The sequence below is a fragment of the Fulvivirga maritima genome, assembly GCF_021389955.1.
Lineage (GTDB): Bacteria > Bacteroidota > Bacteroidia > Cytophagales > Cyclobacteriaceae > Fulvivirga > Fulvivirga maritima.
In genome coordinates, this window is record NZ_CP089980.1 from 5,422,519 (window position 1) to 5,443,524 (window position 21,006).

Sequence of the window (21,006 nt, forward strand, 5' to 3'; positions counted from 1 at the left end):
TCTCAAAAGACAAGCCTATTCTGACTTAAAGTAAAATTCACCCATAATATTCTCACTCGGCATTTCTATTTCATATAATACTCCTGTCAAAGGATCTAGCTCTGCTCCAATTCTAATTTCAAATCCTTACTTCCGAAAACCTGTAAAGTATCAGTAAGGTGATTTCTGCTATCTAAATGGCCGATAATAACGCCAATTCTTGCAGAATCTAATTCAGTATGAAGTAACTCTATTTCATACTTATTCTTATCAATATTTTCTACACTAATAGGTAAAAAAGCATCATAAACATACCCCATTGTATCATACCCTTTATAATAAACTAAACTATCAAAATACAGTAAATATTTTCGATGTATTTTTCCATCATTATAATATTCAACACCATAACTATTTAGTTTATCATCCACATATTGTTCCTCTGCATATATACTTCCGTCAGGATAATATCCTCGGTAAGTACCATTTCTCTTGTTATGTGAAACCTGAAATTCAGAACGCAAATTCCCAAGACTATCATACATTTTTACAACTCCATTAATCATACCATCACTATATGGCTCAATGGATTTGATTTGCCCGTTAGAATAATAGGATATTGAATTACCATTGTATCTTTCATTTTTTAAGACAGCAGTTTTTTCATTCCTTGAATTATCTTTTGAGCACCCTAGAATAAAAAGTATTACTATTATTACACGTAAATTCATAAAACAGTCAGTAAAATAAATTAGCTATTCTAAGCTTGTATAAAGGCTTATGCCTCAAAAAGAAACCTGAGTTTTAAATATAGATAAATAATTACTTTCTAAATAAAGTGACCTATCAGGAAATGTCTAATAACACTCTGCCTCCAGCACATTATCAAGTAGCGACCTCCCTACCTGGTAATTACGAGGAAGATATGACGAAGCAATCTGGGGCTGTGGAAAGCAAGCAACTCTGGACAGTGAAAGAAAGTTCGAGATGGCTTAACTACGCTTAGTTGCGTTGGCAATAACCAGTTGTTTGAGCAATTCAGTCAGCTACTGACCAACTAATACAAGTCCTCAATACCATAACTAGTAGGATGATTAATACTTATATTATTGTCTTCAAAATCTTTAAAATATCTAGCGAGAGCTTTATAATTCTCCTCAGAAGAGTTATTGAGGTCAGCAATGCTAAACTTTAAATTGCTCAACTCGTCATCTCCTGACTGTTTTACGAGTACACATCTACCCGCAATAGGATCATTTCCCATAGACGTACCGGCAAAAGTACCTTGAATAACATCAGGAGCCGTAGTCTTGCCTAATTTATAAATGTGAAAAAACATTTTACCTCCATCTCCACGAATTAGTGCTGTCATAGCTCCTTCGGCAAAAGATAACTCACCCGTATATTGTCTTTTAGGGCCATTTAGCAAAAAGGCCATTCTTTTTTCTATAACATTATGATTTATCTCCACTGGCGACTGGAGAATATAACCCTGCTGCTTATTATTCATTCTCAAATAAGAATAATATTTACCTTCCATAGCCAGCAAAGACTCATGAATGTCTGGAGATTTACTGGATACGAAATGATCAAAGTTATTGTAGCCCAAATGATTAACAAGTAATTCAATATTATGCTGTGCTAAACTTATCTCTTCACTCTCACTTTTTTCACACTTTTGCCAAACTTCATACAGGTAGCGCTCTCCTATATTCAGACCACAGTCATACCAAACGCTACTCAACCCATGATGATCTGCCAGTAAGCCATATTTAGCAGTCAAATCAATTAACAGCGTTTTAATTTGTCCAACATTATAATTATTAGCCATAATCCAAATAAACGAAAAGCAACCGTAATTAAAAGTAAAACGACCGTAAACAGACGTACAACAGCATTACACTTACCCCTTTTCATTTTCTCATCTTTGTATTGTAATGATTGATTAATCACACCGAGGCAGTTTTCGCGAAGCTGCTTCACCGGCCCTGCTGCTGAGGCTGTAGCAGGATTGAACGTGGGAATACTATCCTCACAGTTCTCAGTTTGCAGGGCCACCTCCCACAGTTTAAACGGCTGCCTTCAACGGAAATCGTCACTGAATTCAATCCTCTGACTAGGCCTAGTCTTGAGTACGTAATCACTGTGTCCTTTTCCGTCCACCGCAGCCCATTACTAACAATTGAATTAAAAAAAAATGAAAAAGTTTAGATATTTTTCCCTCACAGCCCTGCTGTTCAGTTCGTTGATATTTGCTTGTAATGAAGAAAGCGTTAATCCTTTAAGAGGAGGAGGTGATGAAGAAGAAGATGACCCTATTGTTGTACCACCTCCACCGCCGCCTTCAAGTAATAATGTGACGCCAATCGATTCCCTATTAATAGTGTAGATTTAGAAAGCCATCCATTGATATTGGGTGGCTTTTTCTTTTATTAATAAGATATTTATTATAAATTTCTGGTGATGATACGTTGGCTTTTCTTCTTGCTTTTAGTGAGCAATACACTTTTTGCACAAAGCAATAACCATAGCTTATTATTGCAATATAAGGACTCTGTGCAATCATCTCCTGTAGTTAAAAGCTACTGGTATAACCAGGTAGCTTACAACTATAACCTTCTAAGAAAATATGATAGTGCCAAAGTATATCTGTACTTAGCTATTCACTCAGAACTAATAGATATTCCTGATCAAAAGGCCTTCATTTACTCCAATTTGGGTACTGCTCATTACTCCTCTCAAATTGACAGCAGTATGTTTTATTATCAAAAAGCCAAAGAAATATACCTACAGATAAAAGATACTATTAACCTGGCCCTCATGAGTGCCAATTTGGGTAAAGTTTATAATGAATTAGGCGTATATGATAGAGCTTTAGAAAATCTACTAGAAGCAACCCTTTTTTTTGAACAGACTAATGACTTAAGAAATTTAGCATCATGTTATAATACCATAGCTTCCATATATTCAAAACAAGGTGACTATTATAAGGCATTAAATTATCACCATCTGGCCTTGAAGCTACGGAAATCATTAAATATACCTCGTCAAATATCAGCGACTTATAATAATTTAGGCATTCTATTTAAAAAAATAGGGCTATATGACAGCACCTTAGTTTATTACAAAAAATCATTGGTAATAAAGAGACATACTAATGATTATCTCGGTTTGGGAGTAGCTATGAATAATTTAGGATCACTATATCTGGAAATTGACAATTATGATTCGGCGCATCACCACCTTACTCAAGCATTGCACTGGAGAAAAGAAGCGAATGATAAAACTGGCACCTCCATTACATTGAATAATCTGGGGCGGCTATATGTGCTTAACAACATGCCAAAAATAGGCCTTAAGTATTTACTACAAGCCAATGAAGAATTAAAGAATCTTAAACTTCTAGAAGAGTTAAAAGATAATTTAGAAAACCTCTTATTAGCTTATGAAGCTATGAACCTTCAGTCAGAAGCCCTTTCAACATCTAAAAGCTTAATGGTGGTAAAAGATAGTTTACTCAATCAGGAAAAGATTGAGTCTCTGATAGAGATGCAAATCAAATATGAAACGGAAAAGAAAATTAGGGAGATAGCATTACTGGAAGAAAAGCAAAAGGTACAAGAAGCCCAACTTGAAATACGTCAAATCTGGATTTTCACTTTAGTATTAATCACCTTCCTACTATTGATAATAGGTTTACTAATTTATACAAGGTGGAATAAGGAAAAAGCAGCGAAACAGGCAGTAGAAACCTTGATGCAAGAACTTCACCATAGAGTAAAGAATAATCTTCAGCTTTTATCTAGTATATTTAGTTTACAATCAAGAGCCATTAGAGATGAAAATGCTCTTGAAGCCGTAAAAAGTGGAGAAAACAGAGTAAATGCTATGGCTATTATTCATCAAAAACTGTATAGAAAAACAGGCAGTAGGTTAGTGAATATAAATGAATATATTACTGATTTAGTGGATGAATTAGCGGCAAGCTATGGGTACAATAATGACAATGCTACTATTAAAACAAGCATAGAACCTCTCAACCTAGATGTAGACAAGGTCATTCCTCTGGGTCTAATTGTGAATGAGTTAGTGAGTAATTCATTAAAATATGCCTTCCCTGCTTCAGGTAAACCATACCTTGAAATTGTAATAAGTGAAGAAAATGCGCTACTCACTTTAAATATATCAGATAACGGTCCTGGTTTTCAATCGGAAAGTATCTCCAAAAACTCAATGGGCTTAAACATCATCAGGACCTTAGGCAGACAACTAAAAGCCAGCATCTGCTGGGAAACTAATAACAAAACATCTTTTACTTTAACCCTCAATTTACCCCCTCATGGAAAGAATAAAAATACTTATCGTTGAAGATGAACTTTTGATAGCTGAAGATTTAAAAATGAAGCTGGAAGATCATCAGTTTATAGTGCTCGACACTGTAGATTCTGGAGAGGAAGCACTACTTGTACTACAAAATGAAGAACCAGATTTAATTTTAATGGATATTCATTTAGCAGGTGATCTTGATGGTATTGAAACCGCTGATATCATTCAAAATAAATATCAAATTCCTGTAATTTACCTCTCAGACCATACTGATCAGGAAACTGTAGATAGAGCAAAAACCACCAGACCCGTTAGTTACCTCTCTAAACCTTTTAAAGAGGGGGATCTGCTGCGCACTTTAGAATTGGCCTTTTATAATGCTACCCATAAAAATTCAAATATCCAATCCAGACTAACTGATCGTATTCTCGTTCGCACTGATAATCAATCTGCAGTTATGATCAACTATAATGACATCTTATACTTAGAAGCTAACCGAGCATATAGTTATATCATTACTGAGAACAAAAAATATATCCTTTCCAACAGCTTAAAAACCGTTTTCGATCAATTTGAAAGCGATGATTTTGTCAAAGTTTCGCGCAGTTATGTCATTAATATTAATCATATAACAGGCATAAATGGCAACATGATCAATTTGGGTACTCAACACAGCGTTCAAATGAGCAGCCAATACAGAGAAATGGTAATTAACCGTATTAATGTAGTTAAATAAATGGTTCGGAAACCAAACAGGGTCACACGGAAATAAAAATTGATCAAAAAGAGCCTATAAGCTAACTACGCCTATCAAATGATAGGCTATGACAACAGATACATATGAATATGACGTCTTCATTTCTTATGCCATTGAAGACAAAATAAGTATTGTCACCGAATTGGTGCATAAACTTAAAGAATCAGGCATTCGTGTTTGGTATGCAGGACATCAACTATCTATGGGGCATGGTGTTAATGAAACTATAAAAGATGGACTGAGCAAATCCCGGCATGCGGTACTCATACTAAGCCATAATTATTTCTCCAAATCCTGGCCAAGAAGAGAATATAATGTACTCTGGGCAAAGGAAAACCAAGTGAGGAAACTGCTTCCCATTTGGCATGGTGTATCTGAAGATGAAGTTAAAGAATTTGATGCTACCCTGGCTAATAATTACGGCATACCCAGCAGCGAAGGGGTAGATCATGTAGTGAGAATAATAGTTAAGACCATTAATGACGCTAAAGGCACTTCCCCCAGTACATTTAGTATTGCTCAGAAAAACATTCAGCAAAGAAGTCTTACTATCAGCATTCCCTTAGTACTCATGATATTGGCCTCGTTTATTTATTATCACCTCAATATAGACCTGCCACCGGAGAATGTAATAGCATCGACCATTGAAAAACGGATTAAATTACAGGAAGCAAAAATCAATAATAACCACCAAACTACTATAAATACCAAAAAAGGAAAAACGGCTCAGATATCTGACATCACTCATTACTACGAATACTACATGAGTTTAAAAGCACAGTATCGTAATGAATATTACTTTACTACCGGATACCATAATTTCAATTACAAAAAATATGTAGAGCCTGCTGTAGAGCTAAATTTAGAAGCTCTGGCTCCCTATGATAAATATGGTTTCTCCGCTGCAGATATGTTTATAATTAACAATAATTTGAAACTTCCTGCCATTGACCTGGAATACAGATTTATTAATAAAACTCCAATAGAATACACCATAGTGAGCCACTATCAAAGAGATGAGCATACATATACCGTTAATGTAGACTATGATCATTACATTAGATACCTTTCGGTACACCTCTCCTATTCAAAGTATACTAATTGGATAAAGAAGAGACAGACCAGCTTGTCTGGTTTGGAGCCACATGAAACCTATGTATTTAAGAAGGAAAACGGACAATGGATTTTCTCCGGTGTAGATTAAAACGATGCATTGGGAAACTAATCATCCCCATTGGGAAAAATAAATTCTGCCCAATAGATCCAAGCCTTAGGTTTACAATAAACATTTAGGATGAATATGGATGATATTCTGATGGATTGGCTAGACTATAATCAAAAGAAAGAAAAGGACTATATGTATTTTTCATGCTCTACTCCCTGGGAAGTAAACTACCTGATTATTAAAATACAAGCGGCAGACTCCACTATTAGAAGGGAAAAAATAATCAGAGCTATTCAGGACTGCTGCAAGTCCATACCCTCCCCCAAAACCAAGAGAACTATTTGTAAAATGTGTATTAACTCAACTGAACTTGAACAATGGAATTATGGAATTTTGAAAATATAGTAACCAGATCAGAATCTAGTAACCTTATTCTGACTACGCACAGAATCAGATATCAATATAGAAAAAAAATCACTTCTCTCATGCTTGATCAAATCAGCGGAATTGAAGTGGGATACAAAAGCAAACCTTTCTACTTACTGATAGCCATTTTATGTGGTGGTGCAGGAGGAATTGCCGCCATGGGGCAATATGCAGATGCAAGTATTCCATTATTTTTTGTAGCCCTGCTAACTCTTGTTATTTACCTTAATTCAAGAAAGCATAGCATAACAGTGAGCTCTGCCAGTACTAAAATCATATTTTTCACTTCAGGCATTAATCAAGAAGGAATAAGGCATATTGTTAATCAGATAGAACATACAAGAGCCAAACTCATTAAGGCGCTATAATCCTTAACTTAAGCATCACAACTTTAAGTATTTAGTTGCAAAAACGTATTTTCCAACAAGTAATTCTGTGCAATCATAACTCAATGTCTGTTCATTTTTACTTGTTCGGAAAGTACAATAAGTGATTGGGAAATAAAATTAGTCAGTATTCAATATTTCATCCTATTTACAGAAAAAATAAGATGATGAGATTTCGAATATTACTTCTAGCTCTGGTGTTGAATTATCACCTAGGCTTCAGTCAGGATAGTGCTACATTAATTCTAGTAGCCAATAAAAATGCTGATGTATTTATAGATGGCACAAATATAGGCATGCTTTCTCCTAACAAGCCACAAAAGTTTGATGCAGTCTCAGGAGAGCATTATTTACAGATTATTTCGAAAGAGTCTCCCACTGAAGAAAAAAATGAAATCTTAAGCTTAGATGCAGGAAGTCAAAAAGTACTTAAATTCAATTTTGACATAAAGGAAACCATTCAGCCCATACCTATTGCTGAGCTGAACTTTGATATACCAGGCATATTATTAAGTGATGCTGAAAGTGGTTCTAATAACAAGCCTGTTTTCTATTACGCTTTAGATGCCGGAGACCAATTGATCATTAACCTTAAAATGAGCAATAAAAACGGCTCTAACTCCACCAAAGTCTTTTCATACCCGGACGGCAACATACTGTTTTCAAAAGATGATTTTCAGGACCTCAATCAAAAAATCAATATTGATAAAAAGGGGATATACGGAATAAGTTTCGCAACCAGTCACTCATTTAACAGAAATATGAAAATGAAAGTGACTCGTGTACCGAGCTCCAAGGAAAGTGTTCAGTTCAATACTAAAGTTGTCTCAAAAGAATACTATAATGCTGTTACTGTGCAATCACCACAAGCTTTCTATATCAACAGTGAATCAAATGCCGCTTTTAAAAATGGGAAATCAAAAGTTTTTATACCCTTTACTATACCAGAGAACGCAGTAAAGTGGTACTATACTTTCAGTGCTACAAGAGATAAAGACAAGATCAATGAGAGCTTGAAAAACTTCAATTTGCTTTCCGAAATAACTAAATACTTAAATTCTAAACCAGGTATATCTTTCGCCCTGAACATGATTAATCAACCACCCGGATCTGATTATTGTGATATTTATCTAATTGACCATGAAAATCTATCTCTTTCACAAAATGACCAAGCCTTCTCATACCTTCCCGTTGGCTCAAGGGTCAATTATAAATCAGGAACAGTAGAGGTAAAAGAATTCATTAATACTCCCATGTATCTAGCCATAAATAACCCAGACTTTAGCCATGGTATAAATGTAAGTATAGAGATAGTGGCTATTGTAAAAGAAACTCAATTAGAGATGGCCGAAAACCAATAGGCCTCATTGGGAAACCCAATTGGGCCAAAGGGAAATGTGATTATAGATTAAGACATCATTCTTATTACTTGTCATAAAAAAAAGAATGAAAAAAGTAATCGCACTTCATATAATGATCCTGCTTTCCATATTAGGCAGCTGCAGCGCAGAAACCAGTCCCATTTGCCCTGATAGCAATTGTGACAATTACACCACCCAAGAACAAGCACAAGCCGCATTTGATGCTGACCCTGAATGCTTCAAAAACCTTGATGCAGATAATGACCGTAAGGCATGCGAACATCTACGCTCAGAAGGAGGCTCTACCAGCTGCCCTGATACTGCTAACTGTGGCTGCTCAGGAAAAACCAAGAGCGAATGTGGCGGACCATGCTGTCAATGGATAGTGGGTACTGGCTGTAAGTGCAATTGAACCAATCCTATTTCAAACTATAACCTAACTTAATCAATGAAAACAACCATTAAATTATTTGCCTTGTCTATTTTTATGATTCTTGCCGAATCATTGTCTGCCCAAAGTTATTATGTAAACACTGAAACACTGAATTTAAGAAGTGATGAAAGTTTGCAATCAGACATTATTGGGGAGCTCTCTTATTGTGATAACATTACCCTGGCGGCTGATAGCCTCACAACAGGTTGGGTGAAAATTGAGTTTCGAGGTAGCACTGGCTATGTTTCCAGCGAATACATTAACGAAGGCACTTGTCATAAAAATATATATACTTATCGAGTAGGAGCCATTTGCAGAGATGGAAGCTCCAGCAGTGCTACAGGCCGTGGTGCCTGCTCTCATCATGGAGGTGTATCTCGCTGGAAAACACAGGAAAAAACAGATTATATAATCTCCAATAATCAAGAATAAAATTCATCTGTACTTCACCTTAAGATTACACTTAAGGTGAAGCTTTTTCTCTTTCATCAGTTTCTATAAGCTCGCCCCATACCCACCCTTCATAACTCTTATATTTAATCTTTTTCCAGTGACCTTGTTGGCCTAACACAAAGTCTTCAGGACCTTGATCATCAATAATAAACACCTTTTTATTATTAGGTATTGTAACCAATATCTGAGCATTAGACGCTGGACTTTCTCTTACATTGACTCCCTTTCTGGCTATTACTACGCCCTGACGCTGATTATTGGAGATAATGTCCGAAGAAATAAATAACAGAAAAGCCATCAAAATATTAGCACAGAGCAATCCTCGTTTTATATTTCTCCATCTACGTACGGGCTTCCAAACGTCCACTTCTTTTCGTTTAGCCTTTGGCACCGGATATTTGGGTGAATCTGGTGCATACGTTGAAAAGTTTAACCTCTTTGCAGACTGCTGCTTGAGGTTTTCATCATAAATGGCCCTCTTGGTAAGATCTCCTAAAGTAGTATAAGCCTCATGTACCTGTTTGAACATACTGGCATAAAAGGAGTCGTTATCATTTTTATCAGGATGAAATTTTAATGACAATTTTCGATAGGCATTTTTTATTTCTTCCTGACTAGCGGAAGTATCTAACCCCAGAATGTCATAGTAATTTTTCATTTTATCTCAGTAAGAAAAACAATTGAATAAAGGCGATTATAAAATATAACCGCACTCTTCGCTTTACTGATTTTAGATCTTCATGTGCGGCACATTCTTCACATACTGTTCTTAAGCCATAGTATGCCCTTGAAGAGGCACCACCCGATCGTCTTCCATACCAACCACCCACAGAATATCCCGTATTAACGGTTCTTCTGTAATTGGCTCCACTGTTGCCACATTGATAACAATTTGCCATACGTCTAATTATATAAAGTCTTATAAATAATGTAGAAAATGAGATAGCTCAATATTTAAGGTTATATCTTGCCCAGTATAAACTCTAAAGACTCTGCCTCTCCCTCCACTAATGGCAGCAGTTGTAACATATTCTCTTCATAAAGAAAAAGCTTACCATTTCTAACATCTAACACAGCTAAAGAATAATCTGATTCAGGAATAGTAATTCTCATCAATGCCAAAACACAAGATATCTTATCCTTAGAAGGTTTAGCAGATTTTAAGTATAACTTAACTAAATATTTTTCTCCGTTCCACTCCAAACCGACTTCCGGATTAATAGGTATATTAAGATTCCCGTGGAACCAATTTTCTCTCTCAGGGGGAAACCAAGATATCCTTTTATTACCCATGAATCTTTTATACCCAGCTTCCATCTTCTTATAATTTTCCAATTTAGAGGATGGCAACTCTCCAATTATTTCTGATATGTCGTTTTTCGGCCTTCCATGTTTGTGAAGTTCTTGAATTGCATCTCTAAAACGTTTATAATAATCCTTAATTGGATCATAAACTTCGCCAATTTGATTTTTTATTTTTTTTGCACAAGTCATTTTAGGGCTACCAGACTTCAACACAAAGTCTATAAAAGAAGTCAATGAAATATCCATAGTATTATAATTTTGATTTACCCTAAAAACCTCATTATAATCGTTGTATTCAACCTTTATTTCCCTGCACCCTGTTTCCGTTTCCGAAGCCCACAGTTTTCCAGTATTAAATTCCTAAAAAGTCATCTACTACCTGCTTCATTTCCTTCTGATCTTTGAAAGTAGAATACATATGCAGGTTCTCTGGCTTTAATCCAGACTCAGTAAGCCACTTTTTCCAGAAAAGCATTATAACTTCCCTATCTGTAGGTGAGACTGTGGTTACTCCATTAACTATGCTTCTATCATCCATTTCAAGCACCAATAATTCCACTTCACTGAGCAGCTCATTATCTAAAGGAATAAGTCCATAACCTGATTCCTCAAAAAATTGCTCCATGCTAGGATAATCAGATCGGTTAAACTCCCGCCTGAACCTGGCTATTAAACTAGAGCTAAGAAATTTAGTGCGGTTAGGATTTTGTTTATCTACCATGGTCTTATCATTGCCATATCTACCGGCTTCTATGTAGCCATCAGTAAGCAAAATGATTTTATTAAGCTTCTTTTTCACATAAATATGAGCACGATCCATTTTCTCAAAATGAGTAGTATCAATTACAGTATTGTCAAACTCCTTATCCAGATAATACCAGACATCAGCAGGCAGCAACTTACTGCCCTGGTTATATTCATAAACTGCCTGAATAGATGATTTTACTTTATCGAGATCTTTCCTATAAGTTCTACCTTCTGTTCTTTCAAACAGGTAATCAGATCGGTCCTTCTCCCGATTTTCAAACTCTGACATATCCAGATCAAACTTAAAATCAATTGCAGGGTTCTTTATCCTGTCAATACTATATTGATTAACAGAATAAAATTTAAAACAATCACTGGTATTTCGCTCCATGGAACGTTTAATCAATGGCTTTAAATCATTCAATACATTAAAAATAATGGTGGTATCAGCCACACTTTTCGGCTTCATCACCCGGTTACTCAAATCAGATAATACCACTACATTATTACCATATAGCATTATTGGCTTTTCCTTCTCTGTATCAATAGATGCTGCTGAGCACTGAATAAGAAACGGTACTATGCTTATAATAAATAGCTTTCTCATTATTTTACTGATTATTGGTTGACTTAAGATTTTGAGTTCTCCATTGCATCACCTGAGCATCGGCTTCTATGGATTTTCTTTCAGCTATGTGTACTGAAAACTGATCAAAAAGTGCATCTGTCCAGCCCCCCATAAAGATGGCTATCCTCTCCAGCATATAAACGGTAGAAAAAGTAAAGTTCTCATTTTCAATGCGTGTGATGCTTATATGAGTGACGTTCTCAAAAACAGATTTCTGATAGTTGCATTGCTCAGTAATATTATGCTGTAACCGTTCCTTCTCAGCCTCTTTGCTTTGCTTGGCCTTTTCATCCTGCAAGAGGTCTTCTTTGTAATTAGTGATAACGGCCTTTCTATCATTAATCTCACTATTTACCTGCGCCAGCTGCTCCTTTAACTCTACTATCTTGTTATTTGAGGTTTCAATTTCCTTCATGCTTTTTAGATATTGAATATCCTTATTCCTATCATCTAGGACCTTTATAAAGTGACCTAGCAGAAATTCAAAAGTGAGTAATGCTAACAGTCCGAAAACAAATACCAAATAAAAATTGCTATTCAGCACAACCATACCTATTTCCCATGGCTCAGACCGATCCCCCTTCAAAAACTCAATATTATAAATGGATTCTGCTACTTTATATGCAGTAAAACCATCTACAAAAATCATCATGAGTACTAACAAGGAATAACGTCCCCATTTATTTTCGATCTTATTGAGCACAAAGATTAGCCCCATAATAAAAACAGGAACTAACAATATAAAGGCGGCGCTCACCCAGCCTCTTTCCTGTGACTTTACTATGGCATCTCCATCAAATATTTCAGGAACTGTTATTGTGCCTCCGGTTAATCCTTCGATACGGGCATCCTCCTGAGAAAAAAATAAGAATATAAGCAGCTGAAGAATAGAATATAACACAATAGGCCACTACAAGAATGAGAAATAGTATGTTAGGAATAAAAGAGTACCAGGCAATTTTAGGCCTAAAACTATTGCGCTTCAGCTCATCTATTTTCCCATTATAAGCCGCTATTTCATCAGTAAATTTAGACTTATCTCCCTGTGATAAGTTTTCTATTTCTGTTTCCACTATTACCAGTTCACTTTTAGTAACAGTCATCTCTCTATCAATTTGCTCATTTGCCAGGCGAGTTTCTTTTTCCAGTAGCGCTATTTCATTTTGAGATTTTAGATCAAGGGTACCCTTAGACCTTTCTAACTGCTCAAACAAACTGGACTTAATAAGCTCCTTTTTCTCATTAGAGACCTTTATATCCCGCAGAAAATGAGTATAAACATTATCTAACTCCTGAGGCACATTACCTGCAAAACCAGAACAGTTAAGGCAACGCTCTTTACCCATGGCTCTAAGCTCCAAATCATCATAACTATGTACTTGTGCATAAATAAGCTTGTCTAATAAGGCCTCATAATCCTGAATGTTTTTATCTATATCATTAGTTTCAGATGCGGTTTCAGGATGATAACCTTCCACCTTATTGATGTTATCCGGATCAAAATCTTCTGAACTCTCCAAAAGCTGATTAAACTTATCTGAGTACTGAGCAACTAACTGAGGATCTTCTGTATAAATAATATTCTCTTCGTTATTATTTCTGGCATTTTTACTCCAGTTGTATGAGCCAGAAATAAGGCTGGCCTCATCTATTATGCAATATTTACTATGCATACTGCCGTAAGATGATTTAACCTTTTTCATTCTTACAACGGCACCAATATCTACCAGCTTTTTAAAGGGGAGATAATAATTACTCTGATTGTTATCTAACACTATTTTGATCACTAATTGCGGGTTTTGCTGAGCTCTTCTTTCCAGAGCATCAAACAAATCAAGATCAGTAAACCAAGAGGCCGCAACATACACACTTTTGTTGGCTGACTCTATTTTAGATGAGATAAGTTTAAAGATCTCCTCCCCTTCATGTAAAGAATGTTGTCGACTGCCTGTAGCAGTCTGAGGCTTACCGTTACTTTTCCATTTCGGGGTTAATGTTGGGAATTCCATAGGCTTTATTGATGTTTATTTTTAATCAATTAACCTACGAATGAGAAGATTACGAACTTTTGTTTCCTAACGAGGCGATTTGGTTTCCGGAGGGTATAATTTATTGAAGTAACACTAATGACATCTCCAAAAAATGGCCACTTCACTTATCTATAATAAGTTGCTTCAATTGAAACCAATACTCTTCATCCCAGTACCTTCTGGCACTGCCAGATGTTGAAGGCAGCACGAATATTTTGGACTCCCCGATAGTTTTCTCTTGCAAACCATACTTCACATGCTTAGTAACTCCTCCATAGCCAAGAACAAATGAGGCTCCTTTCTTACTATTAAAGGCCACATATTTAGGTTGATAGGCTAAAATTTTGTCAATGAAATTATCCACCTCATAACTATCATCAGAAACCTCATTGTCATTTACATATTGGGTATGCACCAAATCGGTTAAACCTATCCTGTATTGATTAATCTGAAAACAGTCCTTAGGTTCTAACTTGCGGTTAGTAAATCCTGCCTGGTATAGTATATCGTAAAATTTGTTACCGGGGCCTGCATAATAAAACCCTTTCTTAAATGAGGCTGTACCTTTAGCCGTACCGCAAAAAACAACATCTAGATTATGAGTAAGAACATCTTTAAACATAGTAGGAGATTAAAATGTAAAAGTAAGATCTATTTCAATAATGCTCTAAACTACTTCAATCCATCAAATACCCTCGCCTTCTCTTCATCAGTTAAAGGATAAATCTTGGCGCTTATATTCTTCAATTCATGAAGAATTTCCGCATCTCTATTTTCTTGAGTATTAAGAGCTGAAATGGATCGGGCAAAACAATAGGGTATGATAGTAATGCACATAGCAATTGCAGCTACACTAGCTTCCTGAGGCGCACTTTTTGCACTTTCAAGACCAGAATACAAGAACAAACCTCCTGCAGAGGCACCTACAAGTGAAATTATCCAAACTATAGTTTTCATAATAATCTCAATCTCCAGGTTGATGTTTATGAGGCTTCAAATCCGGATGTTTAGGCTTAGTTTCCGGATTTACTCTTCTCCTTCTATCGGGTGTACCATCTTCCTTTTTAGGTTTTGGCCCAGGTTTTATCATGTTTATCATCTTCTTTTAATTGTTGGTATTACTATAAATTAACTGAAGCAGGAAGTATTAATAAATTAAACTTTCCGAACAACCTGTTTCCCTTTCCCAACGTAGGCATGTTACAATAGGTCAATTCTGACCTTCTACCCTTAGACAAGCTCAGGCCGACTCGGTTGGAGCAACAGCCATTCTCGGTTTGATAATTATTAGGAAGATATGACGAAGTAATCTAGCAGCTATAAAATATAACCTTCGGATTTTTAAAACTAGCAGATCTTTAAATACCTTTGCTATTCATGTACAGACATGTCTCTTTTCTTCAACTTGATTTAGATTTTAGTAAAAGCATTCAGCAATTAATCAGTGTAAGTAAAACAGTCACTTAACAATAAACATTTTTACAAACGGTAAAGATGTTCTATGGCTTTCCTACTTTATTTGTAATATAATATAGTTGTATGAACGCTAACGTCAAAAAAATACTTATCGCCGTCATTATTCTAGCTGCCTTGGGCTTTATATTCTACCCAAGAATTTTTAATGATAATGAAAACAATGCCACTCCTGCTGCTGATAGTTCTGAGAAGAATGATAAAAAGCTGCCCGTTTCAGCATTAGTGCTCCAACAAGGGGCTCTGAGTAACACCTTAAGGTCAACGGGTTCTTTATTGGCTAATGAGTCAATAGAATTAAAATCTGAGGTCTCTGGCATTGTAGAAAGCATCCATTTCAAAGAAGGGCAAAAGGTTAAAAAAGGGCAATTGCTACTTACCATTAATGATGATGAAATTCTGGCTGAAATAGAAAAGCTGAAATTCACCAGAAAGCTTAATGAAGACATCACTGACAGGCAGCAGAAACTACTGGCTAAAGAAGCCATAAGTAAAGAAGAGTATGAAACTGCTATGACTACCTTAAATACTACTTTGGCAGACATAAAAGTAAGAGAAGCTCAACTCAATAAGCATCATATAAGAGCGCCTTTCTCTGGCATCATCGGGCTTAGAGAAATTAGTGTGGGTAGTTATCTTAATCCTGATGACCGTATTGCTAATTTGTACAACATTGATCCCATTAAAATTGATTTTTCTGTTCCTGGCAAATACATTTCTGAAGTATCTTCCGGAGACAAGATCACTTTCACTACAGATTCTTATGAAGAAACATTTAGTGGTGAAATCTACGCTATAGAACCACAGATAGACCCTCAGACCAGAAGCCTGAGAATAAGAGCTCTATGCTCTAATGATGACAACAAACTTCTACCAGGCCAATTTGCCAAAATCAATGTTACCCTTTCCACTTATGAAAGTGCATTAATGGTGCCTACAGAAGCTATTATTCCAGAGCTTAACGGTAAAAAAGTATTTGTATATAAAAACGGCTTGGCTGAATCTCGTCAGGTGCAGACAGGCATTAGAACTGCTGACAATATTCAGGTTACAGAAGGCTTATCTGCGGGAGACACCGTATTAACTTCTGGCACCCTACAGCTAAAACAAGGATTACCGGTTACAATAGAAATCAACAGCCAGCCATGAGTTTAGCCAGCATAAGTGTAGACAGACCCGTACTAGCCATAGTAATGTCCATTACTATCATTCTCTTTGGTATAGTAGGTTTCAATTTTTTAGGAGTAAGAGAATACCCCAGTGTAGACCCTCCTATTATCTCGGTTTCCACCAGCTACTCTGGTGCTAACTCAGATGTTATAGAAACACAAATTACAGAACCGTTAGAAGAATCTATCAACGGTATTGAAGGTATTAAAACGCTAAGCTCCACTTCTACAGAAGGTCGTAGTTCTATCAGAGTAGAGTTTAGTCTGGATACAGACCTGGAAGCTGCGGCTAACGATGTGAGAGACAAAGTATCGCGGGCCATTCGTAACCTGCCGGAAGATGCTGATCCGCCCATTGTATCTAAGGCCGATGCCAACTCATCCCCTATCATTGCGTTGAGGATTTTTAGCAAGAAAAGAAATCTGCTGGAAATCTCAGAAATAGCTCAGAACACATTTAAGGAGAATTTTCAGACTATTGAAGGGGTAAGTGAAGTTCGTATTTGGGGTGAAAGGAAATACTCAATGAGACTTTGGATGGATCCTGATAAACTAGCAGCCTATGACGTAACTCCTCTCGATGTTTACAATGCCGTAGAAGCTCAAAATCTGGAACTGCCATCTGGGCGTATTGAAGGTAATGCTACTGAACTCACCATCAGAACATTAGGCAGACTTAACTTGCCTGAACAATATGATGACCTGATCATAAGAAATGATGAATATGGCCTTATTAGATTCAGAGATGTTGGCCACGCGGAATTCTACCCTGAAAATGACCGTACCATACTAAAAAACAACGGTATTCCTATGGTAATGACTGCCATAGTGCCACAACCAGGAACTAACAACCTAAGTATTGCAGAATCATTTTATAAACGATTAGAGGAGATCAAGCGTAACCTGCCAGAAGATATTGAAGTAGGCGTTCGTTTTGACAATACAGAATATATTGAAGAGTCCATCAATGAGGTGCAGGAAACCATCTATATGGCCTTTATTTTAGTAGTATTGATCATTTTTATATTCCTGAGAGATTGGAGAACCACCTTTATTCCGGTAGTGACAGTGCCTATTAGTCTTATTGGTACTTTCTTCCTGATGTACCTGTTTGATTTTTCTATTAACGTACTAACCCTTCTGGGTATAGTGCTGTCCATTGGGCTGGTGGTAGATGATGCCATTGTGGTTCTAGAGAACATATACAGTAAAATAGAGCAGGGAAAGAACCCTGATGAAGCCGGTAAAGAGGGAACCAATGAGATATTCTTCGCTGTAATAGCCACTACAGTAGCGCTAACGGCTGTATTCTTCCCTATTATTTTCCTTCAAGGAATTACTGGTCGTTTATTTAGAGAGTTTGGCCTGGTGGTAGCTGGCTCGGTGGTTATTTCCAGTTTTGTAGCCCTTACGCTTACGCCTATGCTTTCCTCTAAAATGCTGAAAAAGAGAGAGAAGCATAACTGGATTTACAATAAAACAGAGCCATTTTTTGTATGGTTAAATAACAAATATGGTAATGCTTTAGAGTATTTATGAAAGCCAGATGGATAGCCTTTATCATCATTCTGGCTTCTGCAGGTGGCATTTACCTATGCATTAAGGTGCTGCCGCAGGAGTTAGCTCCTATGGAAGACAGAGGTACTTTTAGGATTATGGCTACAGGCCCGGAAGGCGCTACATTTGAATATATGGATTTCTATGTAGACCAAATGGTACAACTAGCTCAGGACGAAATGCCTGAGTCTGAGTCTATCATCTCTATCACCTCTCCTGGTTGGGGAAGCTCCGCTGTTAACAGTGCCTTTCTGATCGTAAACCTAAGCGATGCCGCTGAGAGAAAAAGGAGCCAGACAGAAATAGTAGATGCATTAAAGCCAGAAATAGCTAAAAACACCAGAGCACGAGCTTTCGTTTCGCAACCTCAAACCATTGGGGATAGCCGTGGAGGGCTGCCAGTACAATATGTGGTTCAGGCCACTACCGTAGAAAAACTAAAGAAGGTGCTTCCCGCTTTTCAGGAAAGAGCACAGCAAAGTGAAGTATTCGACTTTATTGATTTAGATCTCAAGTTTAACAAACCAGAGCTTAACGTAACTATAGATAGAGACAAAGCCAGAGATATGGGCGTTTCTGTCCGTAACATCGCTCAAACGCTTCAGCTTTCACTAAGCGGTCAGCGCTTCGGTTATTTTGTGAAAGATGGTAAGCAATATCAGATTATAGGTCAAGTAGAAAGAGATAACAGAAATGATCCTTTAGACCTTAAATCTATTTATGTGAAAAGTGATGATGGTGAACTCATACAAATGGATAACCTGGTTACACTTACAGAACAGAGTACGCCACCACAATTGTACAGGTATAACCGTTTTGCTTCAGCCACTTTCTCTGCCAGTTTAGCTCCAGGATATAGTCTGGGTGCAGGTATTCAAGAGATGGACCGCATAGCAGATGAAATATTGGATAGCTCTTACAGCACTTCTTTATCAGGTAGCTCATTAGAGTATCAGGAAAGTGCCAGCAACCTCTATTTTGCTTTCGGATTTGCCCTTATTCTGATTTACCTGGTGCTTTCTGCTCAGTTTGAGAGCTTTAGAGATCCATTAATCATTATGTTTACCGTACCGCTTGCTTTGGCAGGAGCCCTGGGCTCTTTATGGTTGTTTGATCAGTCACTCAACATCTTCAGTCAGATAGGAATTATCATGCTCATTGGTCTGGTAACTAAAAACGGTATCCTAATAGTGGAATTTGCTAATCAAAGAAAGGCACAAGAGCTAACCATGCAAGAGTCCATCATAGGCGCCGCCAAGGCTCGCTTTAGGCCTATTCTTATGACTAGTTTATCTACCATTCTTGGCATTCTCCCTATTGCACTGGCCTTAGGAGCAGGATCAGAGAGCAGAGTTTCTATGGGTATAGCAGTAATTGGAGGTATGGTCTTCGCTACCCTACTCACCTTATTTGTGATCCCCGCCATTTATACTTACATCACCAGCAAGCAGAAAAGATTAGCGCGAGTATGAAAAAGTTGTATATAGTTATTTTTATGGTACTCAGCTTACCATTTTTAACACAGGCACAGGATAATTTACTTACTCTGGAAGATGCTATAAAAATAGCGCTGGATAATAATTATTCCATCAAGATAGCGCGTAATGAATCTGAAATAGCTGAAAACAACTACACCTGGGGTAATGCCGGCTTCTTGCCTACGGTAACAGCAGATTACCAAAGGTCTTATGGTAATCAATGGTTCGAGCAGCAGCGTGCCACTGGCGACCTTAACTCTGGCGATAATGTGCAAAGTAGAAGACAAACCTACGGCGCTACCCTCAACTGGACAGTTTTTGATGGCCTTAAAATGTTTACCAGCTATGATCAGCTGGCCGAGCTTAATCAGCAGAGCAATGAAAGCTTGCAAGCCAGCATTGAAATGTTGATTTATGACATCACTTCAGCGTACTTTTCAGCGGCTCAGGAGAAAGAGCGGTTGCAGTCGTTTACCAGTAATGTTGGGCTCTCAGAAGAAAGGCTACAAATAGCTCACGATAAATATGATCTGGGAAAAGCCTCTAAACTGGAATTTTTACAGGCTCAGGTAGATTTAAATACGGATAAATCATCTCTGGTACAACAAAGAGAACTGTTGGCAGTAAGAAAATTCGAACTGCTCCGCCTTATGGCTGTTGATAATGACACTATCGATTTTGTCCTTAATTACGAACTAACAAATGATACTTCATTACAATTGCCCTTGTTACTAGACAACCTGGAAGCACAAAACACTCAGCTATTAACATTAAAAAGAAACCAGACTATAGCGCTATATAATGAAAAGCTAGCCAAAGGAGATTTACTGCCTCAGGTAGATTTTTTTGCAGGGTATACACACTCCAGTTTCGAAACGCCATCTGGTTTCGCTTTAAGCGGAAACTCTAATGATGTTAGCTATGGGGTAACCGCTTCCTGGACTTTGTTTAATGGCCTTAATGTATGGCGACAAACTCAAAATGCTAAAATTCAGCATGAAAACTCTAAGTTCGAATACCAAAATCAGTTGTTAGATTTTCAAACCACGGTAAAAACTACTTATATCAATTATCAAAATAATCTCGACCTCTTGTCACTAGAAGAAGAGAACCTGGATGTAGCCAAAGAAAATAATGATATAGCCCAAGAGCGTTATAACATAGGGCTTTCCAATGCATTGGAACTCAGAGAATCACAAATAAATTTGATTAATGCTGAAATCAGATATCAAAATGCTGCCTTTGCGGCTAAACAAGCTGAAGTACAGCTGAAATATCTCAGCGGCCTTTTAGTTGAATAGATAAATAAAGGTTTAAAACCAAAGTTAAATTC

Annotated in this window: 22 protein-coding genes and 1 pseudogene; 13 read left to right on the forward strand and 10 right to left on the reverse strand. The window is 37.0% G+C overall.

The features are described from left to right. Positions 1–95 precede the first annotated feature (95 nt). The gene (locus LVD15_RS22810; RefSeq protein ID WP_233777501.1) at positions 96–710 is read right to left on the reverse strand and encodes a toxin-antitoxin system YwqK family antitoxin; all 615 of its coding nucleotides are present in this window, start codon (positions 708–710) and stop codon (positions 96–98) included. Positions 711–832: 122 nt separating this feature from the next. On the opposite strand from LVD15_RS22810, the gene LVD15_RS22815 reads away from it, so the two are divergent. Further along, entirely contained in the window at positions 833–985 is a 153-nt protein-coding gene (locus LVD15_RS22815) for a hypothetical protein (protein ID WP_233777502.1), read from the forward strand. Between the two features lie 51 nt (positions 986–1,036). On the opposite strand, the gene LVD15_RS22820 is transcribed toward LVD15_RS22815, so the two are convergent. Then, positions 1,037–1,810 carry a hypothetical protein gene (locus tag LVD15_RS22820; protein WP_233777503.1) on the reverse strand — a complete coding sequence of 258 codons (774 nt, stop codon included), beginning with the start codon at positions 1,808–1,810 and terminating at the stop codon, positions 1,037–1,039. 366 nt (positions 1,811–2,176) lie between these two features. Here LVD15_RS22820 and LVD15_RS22825 point away from each other — a divergent pair, with 366 nt between their 5' ends. From LVD15_RS22825 to LVD15_RS22865, 9 genes are all read left to right on the forward strand, one after another. Further along, on the forward strand, positions 2,177–2,368 hold the full coding sequence (locus LVD15_RS22825) for a hypothetical protein (protein ID WP_202245152.1): 192 nt from the start codon (positions 2,177–2,179) through the stop codon (positions 2,366–2,368). Positions 2,369–2,442: 74 nt separating this feature from the next. Next, on the forward strand, positions 2,443–4,347 hold the full coding sequence (locus LVD15_RS22830; RefSeq protein WP_233777504.1) for a histidine kinase dimerization/phosphoacceptor domain -containing protein: 1,905 nt from the start codon (positions 2,443–2,445) through the stop codon (positions 4,345–4,347). Continuing rightward, positions 4,319–5,041: a response regulator gene (locus LVD15_RS22835; RefSeq protein ID WP_233777505.1), complete on the forward strand. Its 723-nt coding sequence runs from the start codon at positions 4,319–4,321 to the stop codon at positions 5,039–5,041. The genes LVD15_RS22830 and LVD15_RS22835 overlap by 29 nt, the downstream gene beginning before the upstream one ends. Positions 5,042–5,129: 88 nt before the next feature. Next, on the forward strand, positions 5,130–6,266 hold the full coding sequence (locus LVD15_RS22840) for a toll/interleukin-1 receptor domain-containing protein (protein WP_233777506.1): 1,137 nt from the start codon (positions 5,130–5,132) through the stop codon (positions 6,264–6,266). Positions 6,267–6,362: 96 nt separating this feature from the next. Then, positions 6,363–6,632 (forward strand): hypothetical protein, encoded by a 270-nt coding sequence (locus LVD15_RS22845; protein ID WP_233777507.1) that lies wholly within the window; start codon positions 6,363–6,365, stop codon positions 6,630–6,632. Continuing rightward, the gene (locus LVD15_RS22850) at positions 6,605–7,021 is read left to right on the forward strand and encodes a hypothetical protein (protein ID WP_233777508.1); all 417 of its coding nucleotides are present in this window, start codon (positions 6,605–6,607) and stop codon (positions 7,019–7,021) included. Before LVD15_RS22845 ends, LVD15_RS22850 begins: the two co-directional genes overlap by 28 nt. 182 nt (positions 7,022–7,203) lie before the next feature. Beyond that, entirely contained in the window at positions 7,204–8,400 is a 1,197-nt protein-coding gene (locus LVD15_RS22855) for a hypothetical protein (protein ID WP_233777509.1), read from the forward strand. Positions 8,401–8,485: 85 nt separating this feature from the next. Continuing rightward, complete coding sequence (locus tag LVD15_RS22860; RefSeq protein WP_233777510.1) at positions 8,486–8,812, forward strand: hypothetical protein; 327 nt, start codon at positions 8,486–8,488, stop codon at positions 8,810–8,812. Between the two features lie 36 nt (positions 8,813–8,848). Continuing rightward, positions 8,849–9,265, forward strand: coding sequence for a DUF3761 domain-containing protein (locus tag LVD15_RS22865; protein WP_233777511.1), 417 nt, complete (start codon positions 8,849–8,851; stop codon positions 9,263–9,265). Positions 9,266–9,296: 31 nt separating this feature from the next. On the opposite strand, the gene LVD15_RS22870 is transcribed toward LVD15_RS22865, so the two are convergent. From LVD15_RS22870 to LVD15_RS22905, 8 genes are all read right to left on the reverse strand, one after another. Next, positions 9,297–9,944, reverse strand: coding sequence for a DnaJ domain-containing protein (locus LVD15_RS22870; protein ID WP_233777512.1), 648 nt, complete (start codon positions 9,942–9,944; stop codon positions 9,297–9,299). A 1-nt stretch (position 9,945) separates the two neighbouring features. Then, positions 9,946–10,185 carry a hypothetical protein gene (locus tag LVD15_RS22875; RefSeq protein WP_233777513.1) on the reverse strand — a complete coding sequence of 80 codons (240 nt, stop codon included), beginning with the start codon at positions 10,183–10,185 and terminating at the stop codon, positions 9,946–9,948. 61 nt (positions 10,186–10,246) lie between these two features. Continuing rightward, positions 10,247–10,837 (reverse strand): hypothetical protein, encoded by a 591-nt coding sequence (locus LVD15_RS22880; protein ID WP_233777514.1) that lies wholly within the window; start codon positions 10,835–10,837, stop codon positions 10,247–10,249. A gap of 106 nt (positions 10,838–10,943) precedes the next feature. Beyond that, entirely contained in the window at positions 10,944–11,945 is a 1,002-nt protein-coding gene (locus tag LVD15_RS22885; protein WP_233777515.1) for a hypothetical protein, read from the reverse strand. Between the two features lie 4 nt (positions 11,946–11,949). After that, positions 11,950–12,867 (reverse strand): hypothetical protein, encoded by a 918-nt coding sequence (locus tag LVD15_RS22890; RefSeq protein WP_233777516.1) that lies wholly within the window; start codon positions 12,865–12,867, stop codon positions 11,950–11,952. Next, entirely contained in the window at positions 12,770–13,975 is a 1,206-nt protein-coding gene (locus tag LVD15_RS22895) for a phospholipase D-like domain-containing protein (RefSeq protein ID WP_233777517.1), read from the reverse strand. Before LVD15_RS22895 ends, LVD15_RS22890 begins: the two co-directional genes overlap by 98 nt. Positions 13,976–14,117: 142 nt before the next feature. Next, the gene (locus LVD15_RS22900; protein WP_233777518.1) at positions 14,118–14,618 is read right to left on the reverse strand and encodes a mismatch-specific DNA-glycosylase; all 501 of its coding nucleotides are present in this window, start codon (positions 14,616–14,618) and stop codon (positions 14,118–14,120) included. Positions 14,619–14,668: 50 nt separating this feature from the next. Continuing rightward, positions 14,669–14,953: a hypothetical protein gene (locus LVD15_RS22905; RefSeq protein ID WP_233777519.1), complete on the reverse strand. Its 285-nt coding sequence runs from the start codon at positions 14,951–14,953 to the stop codon at positions 14,669–14,671. Positions 14,954–15,535: 582 nt separating this feature from the next. Between LVD15_RS22905 and LVD15_RS22910 the strand changes: the two genes are divergently transcribed. The 3 genes and pseudogenes from LVD15_RS22910 (at position 15,536) to LVD15_RS22920 (ending at position 20,974) form a co-directional block, all read left to right on the forward strand. Next, positions 15,536–16,618: an efflux RND transporter periplasmic adaptor subunit gene (locus LVD15_RS22910; RefSeq protein ID WP_233777520.1), complete on the forward strand. Its 1,083-nt coding sequence runs from the start codon at positions 15,536–15,538 to the stop codon at positions 16,616–16,618. Next, a pseudogene (locus LVD15_RS22915) lies at positions 16,615–19,667 on the forward strand (efflux RND transporter permease subunit). The gene LVD15_RS22910 and the pseudogene LVD15_RS22915 overlap by 4 nt, the downstream one beginning before the upstream one ends. Further along, positions 19,664–20,974 (forward strand): TolC family protein, encoded by a 1,311-nt coding sequence (locus LVD15_RS22920; protein WP_233777521.1) that lies wholly within the window; start codon positions 19,664–19,666, stop codon positions 20,972–20,974. The pseudogene LVD15_RS22915 and the gene LVD15_RS22920 overlap by 4 nt, the downstream one beginning before the upstream one ends. Positions 20,975–21,006: the final 32 nt, after the last annotated feature.

What these genes read in the sequence shown, in the direction of transcription:
- LVD15_RS22830 (WP_233777504.1), top strand. Translation starts at nt 2,443, where the DNA reads ATGATACGTTGGCTTTTCTTCTTGCTTTTAGTGAGCAATACACTTTTT.
- LVD15_RS22825 (WP_202245152.1), top strand. Translation starts at nt 2,177, where the DNA reads ATGAAAAAGTTTAGATATTTTTCCCTCACAGCCCTGCTGTTCAGTTCG.
- LVD15_RS22900 (WP_233777518.1), bottom strand. Translation starts at nt 14,618, where the DNA reads ATGTTTAAAGATGTTCTTACTCATAATCTAGATGTTGTTTTTTGCGGT.
- LVD15_RS22870 (WP_233777512.1), bottom strand. Translation starts at nt 9,944, where the DNA reads ATGAAAAATTACTATGACATTCTGGGGTTAGATACTTCCGCTAGTCAG.
- LVD15_RS22865 (WP_233777511.1), top strand. Translation starts at nt 8,849, where the DNA reads ATGAAAACAACCATTAAATTATTTGCCTTGTCTATTTTTATGATTCTT.
- LVD15_RS22920 (WP_233777521.1), top strand. Translation starts at nt 19,664, where the DNA reads ATGAAAAAGTTGTATATAGTTATTTTTATGGTACTCAGCTTACCATTT.
- LVD15_RS22910 (WP_233777520.1), top strand. Translation starts at nt 15,536, where the DNA reads ATGAACGCTAACGTCAAAAAAATACTTATCGCCGTCATTATTCTAGCT.
- LVD15_RS22845 (WP_233777507.1), top strand. Translation starts at nt 6,363, where the DNA reads ATGGATGATATTCTGATGGATTGGCTAGACTATAATCAAAAGAAAGAA.
- LVD15_RS22850 (WP_233777508.1), top strand. Translation starts at nt 6,605, where the DNA reads ATGGAATTATGGAATTTTGAAAATATAGTAACCAGATCAGAATCTAGT.
- LVD15_RS22835 (WP_233777505.1), top strand. Translation starts at nt 4,319, where the DNA reads ATGGAAAGAATAAAAATACTTATCGTTGAAGATGAACTTTTGATAGCT.
- LVD15_RS22855 (WP_233777509.1), top strand. Translation starts at nt 7,204, where the DNA reads ATGATGAGATTTCGAATATTACTTCTAGCTCTGGTGTTGAATTATCAC.
- LVD15_RS22860 (WP_233777510.1), top strand. Translation starts at nt 8,486, where the DNA reads ATGAAAAAAGTAATCGCACTTCATATAATGATCCTGCTTTCCATATTA.
- LVD15_RS22840 (WP_233777506.1), top strand. Translation starts at nt 5,130, where the DNA reads ATGACAACAGATACATATGAATATGACGTCTTCATTTCTTATGCCATT.
- LVD15_RS22885 (WP_233777515.1), bottom strand. Translation starts at nt 11,945, where the DNA reads ATGAGAAAGCTATTTATTATAAGCATAGTACCGTTTCTTATTCAGTGC.
- LVD15_RS22820 (WP_233777503.1), bottom strand. Translation starts at nt 1,810, where the DNA reads ATGGCTAATAATTATAATGTTGGACAAATTAAAACGCTGTTAATTGAT.
- LVD15_RS22905 (WP_233777519.1), bottom strand. Translation starts at nt 14,953, where the DNA reads ATGAAAACTATAGTTTGGATAATTTCACTTGTAGGTGCCTCTGCAGGA.
- LVD15_RS22880 (WP_233777514.1), bottom strand. Translation starts at nt 10,837, where the DNA reads ATGGATATTTCATTGACTTCTTTTATAGACTTTGTGTTGAAGTCTGGT.
- LVD15_RS22810 (WP_233777501.1), bottom strand. Translation starts at nt 710, where the DNA reads ATGAATTTACGTGTAATAATAGTAATACTTTTTATTCTAGGGTGCTCA.
- LVD15_RS22875 (WP_233777513.1), bottom strand. Translation starts at nt 10,185, where the DNA reads ATGGCAAATTGTTATCAATGTGGCAACAGTGGAGCCAATTACAGAAGA.
- LVD15_RS22815 (WP_233777502.1), top strand. Translation starts at nt 833, where the DNA reads ATGTCTAATAACACTCTGCCTCCAGCACATTATCAAGTAGCGACCTCC.
- LVD15_RS22895 (WP_233777517.1), bottom strand. Translation starts at nt 13,975, where the DNA reads ATGGAATTCCCAACATTAACCCCGAAATGGAAAAGTAACGGTAAGCCT.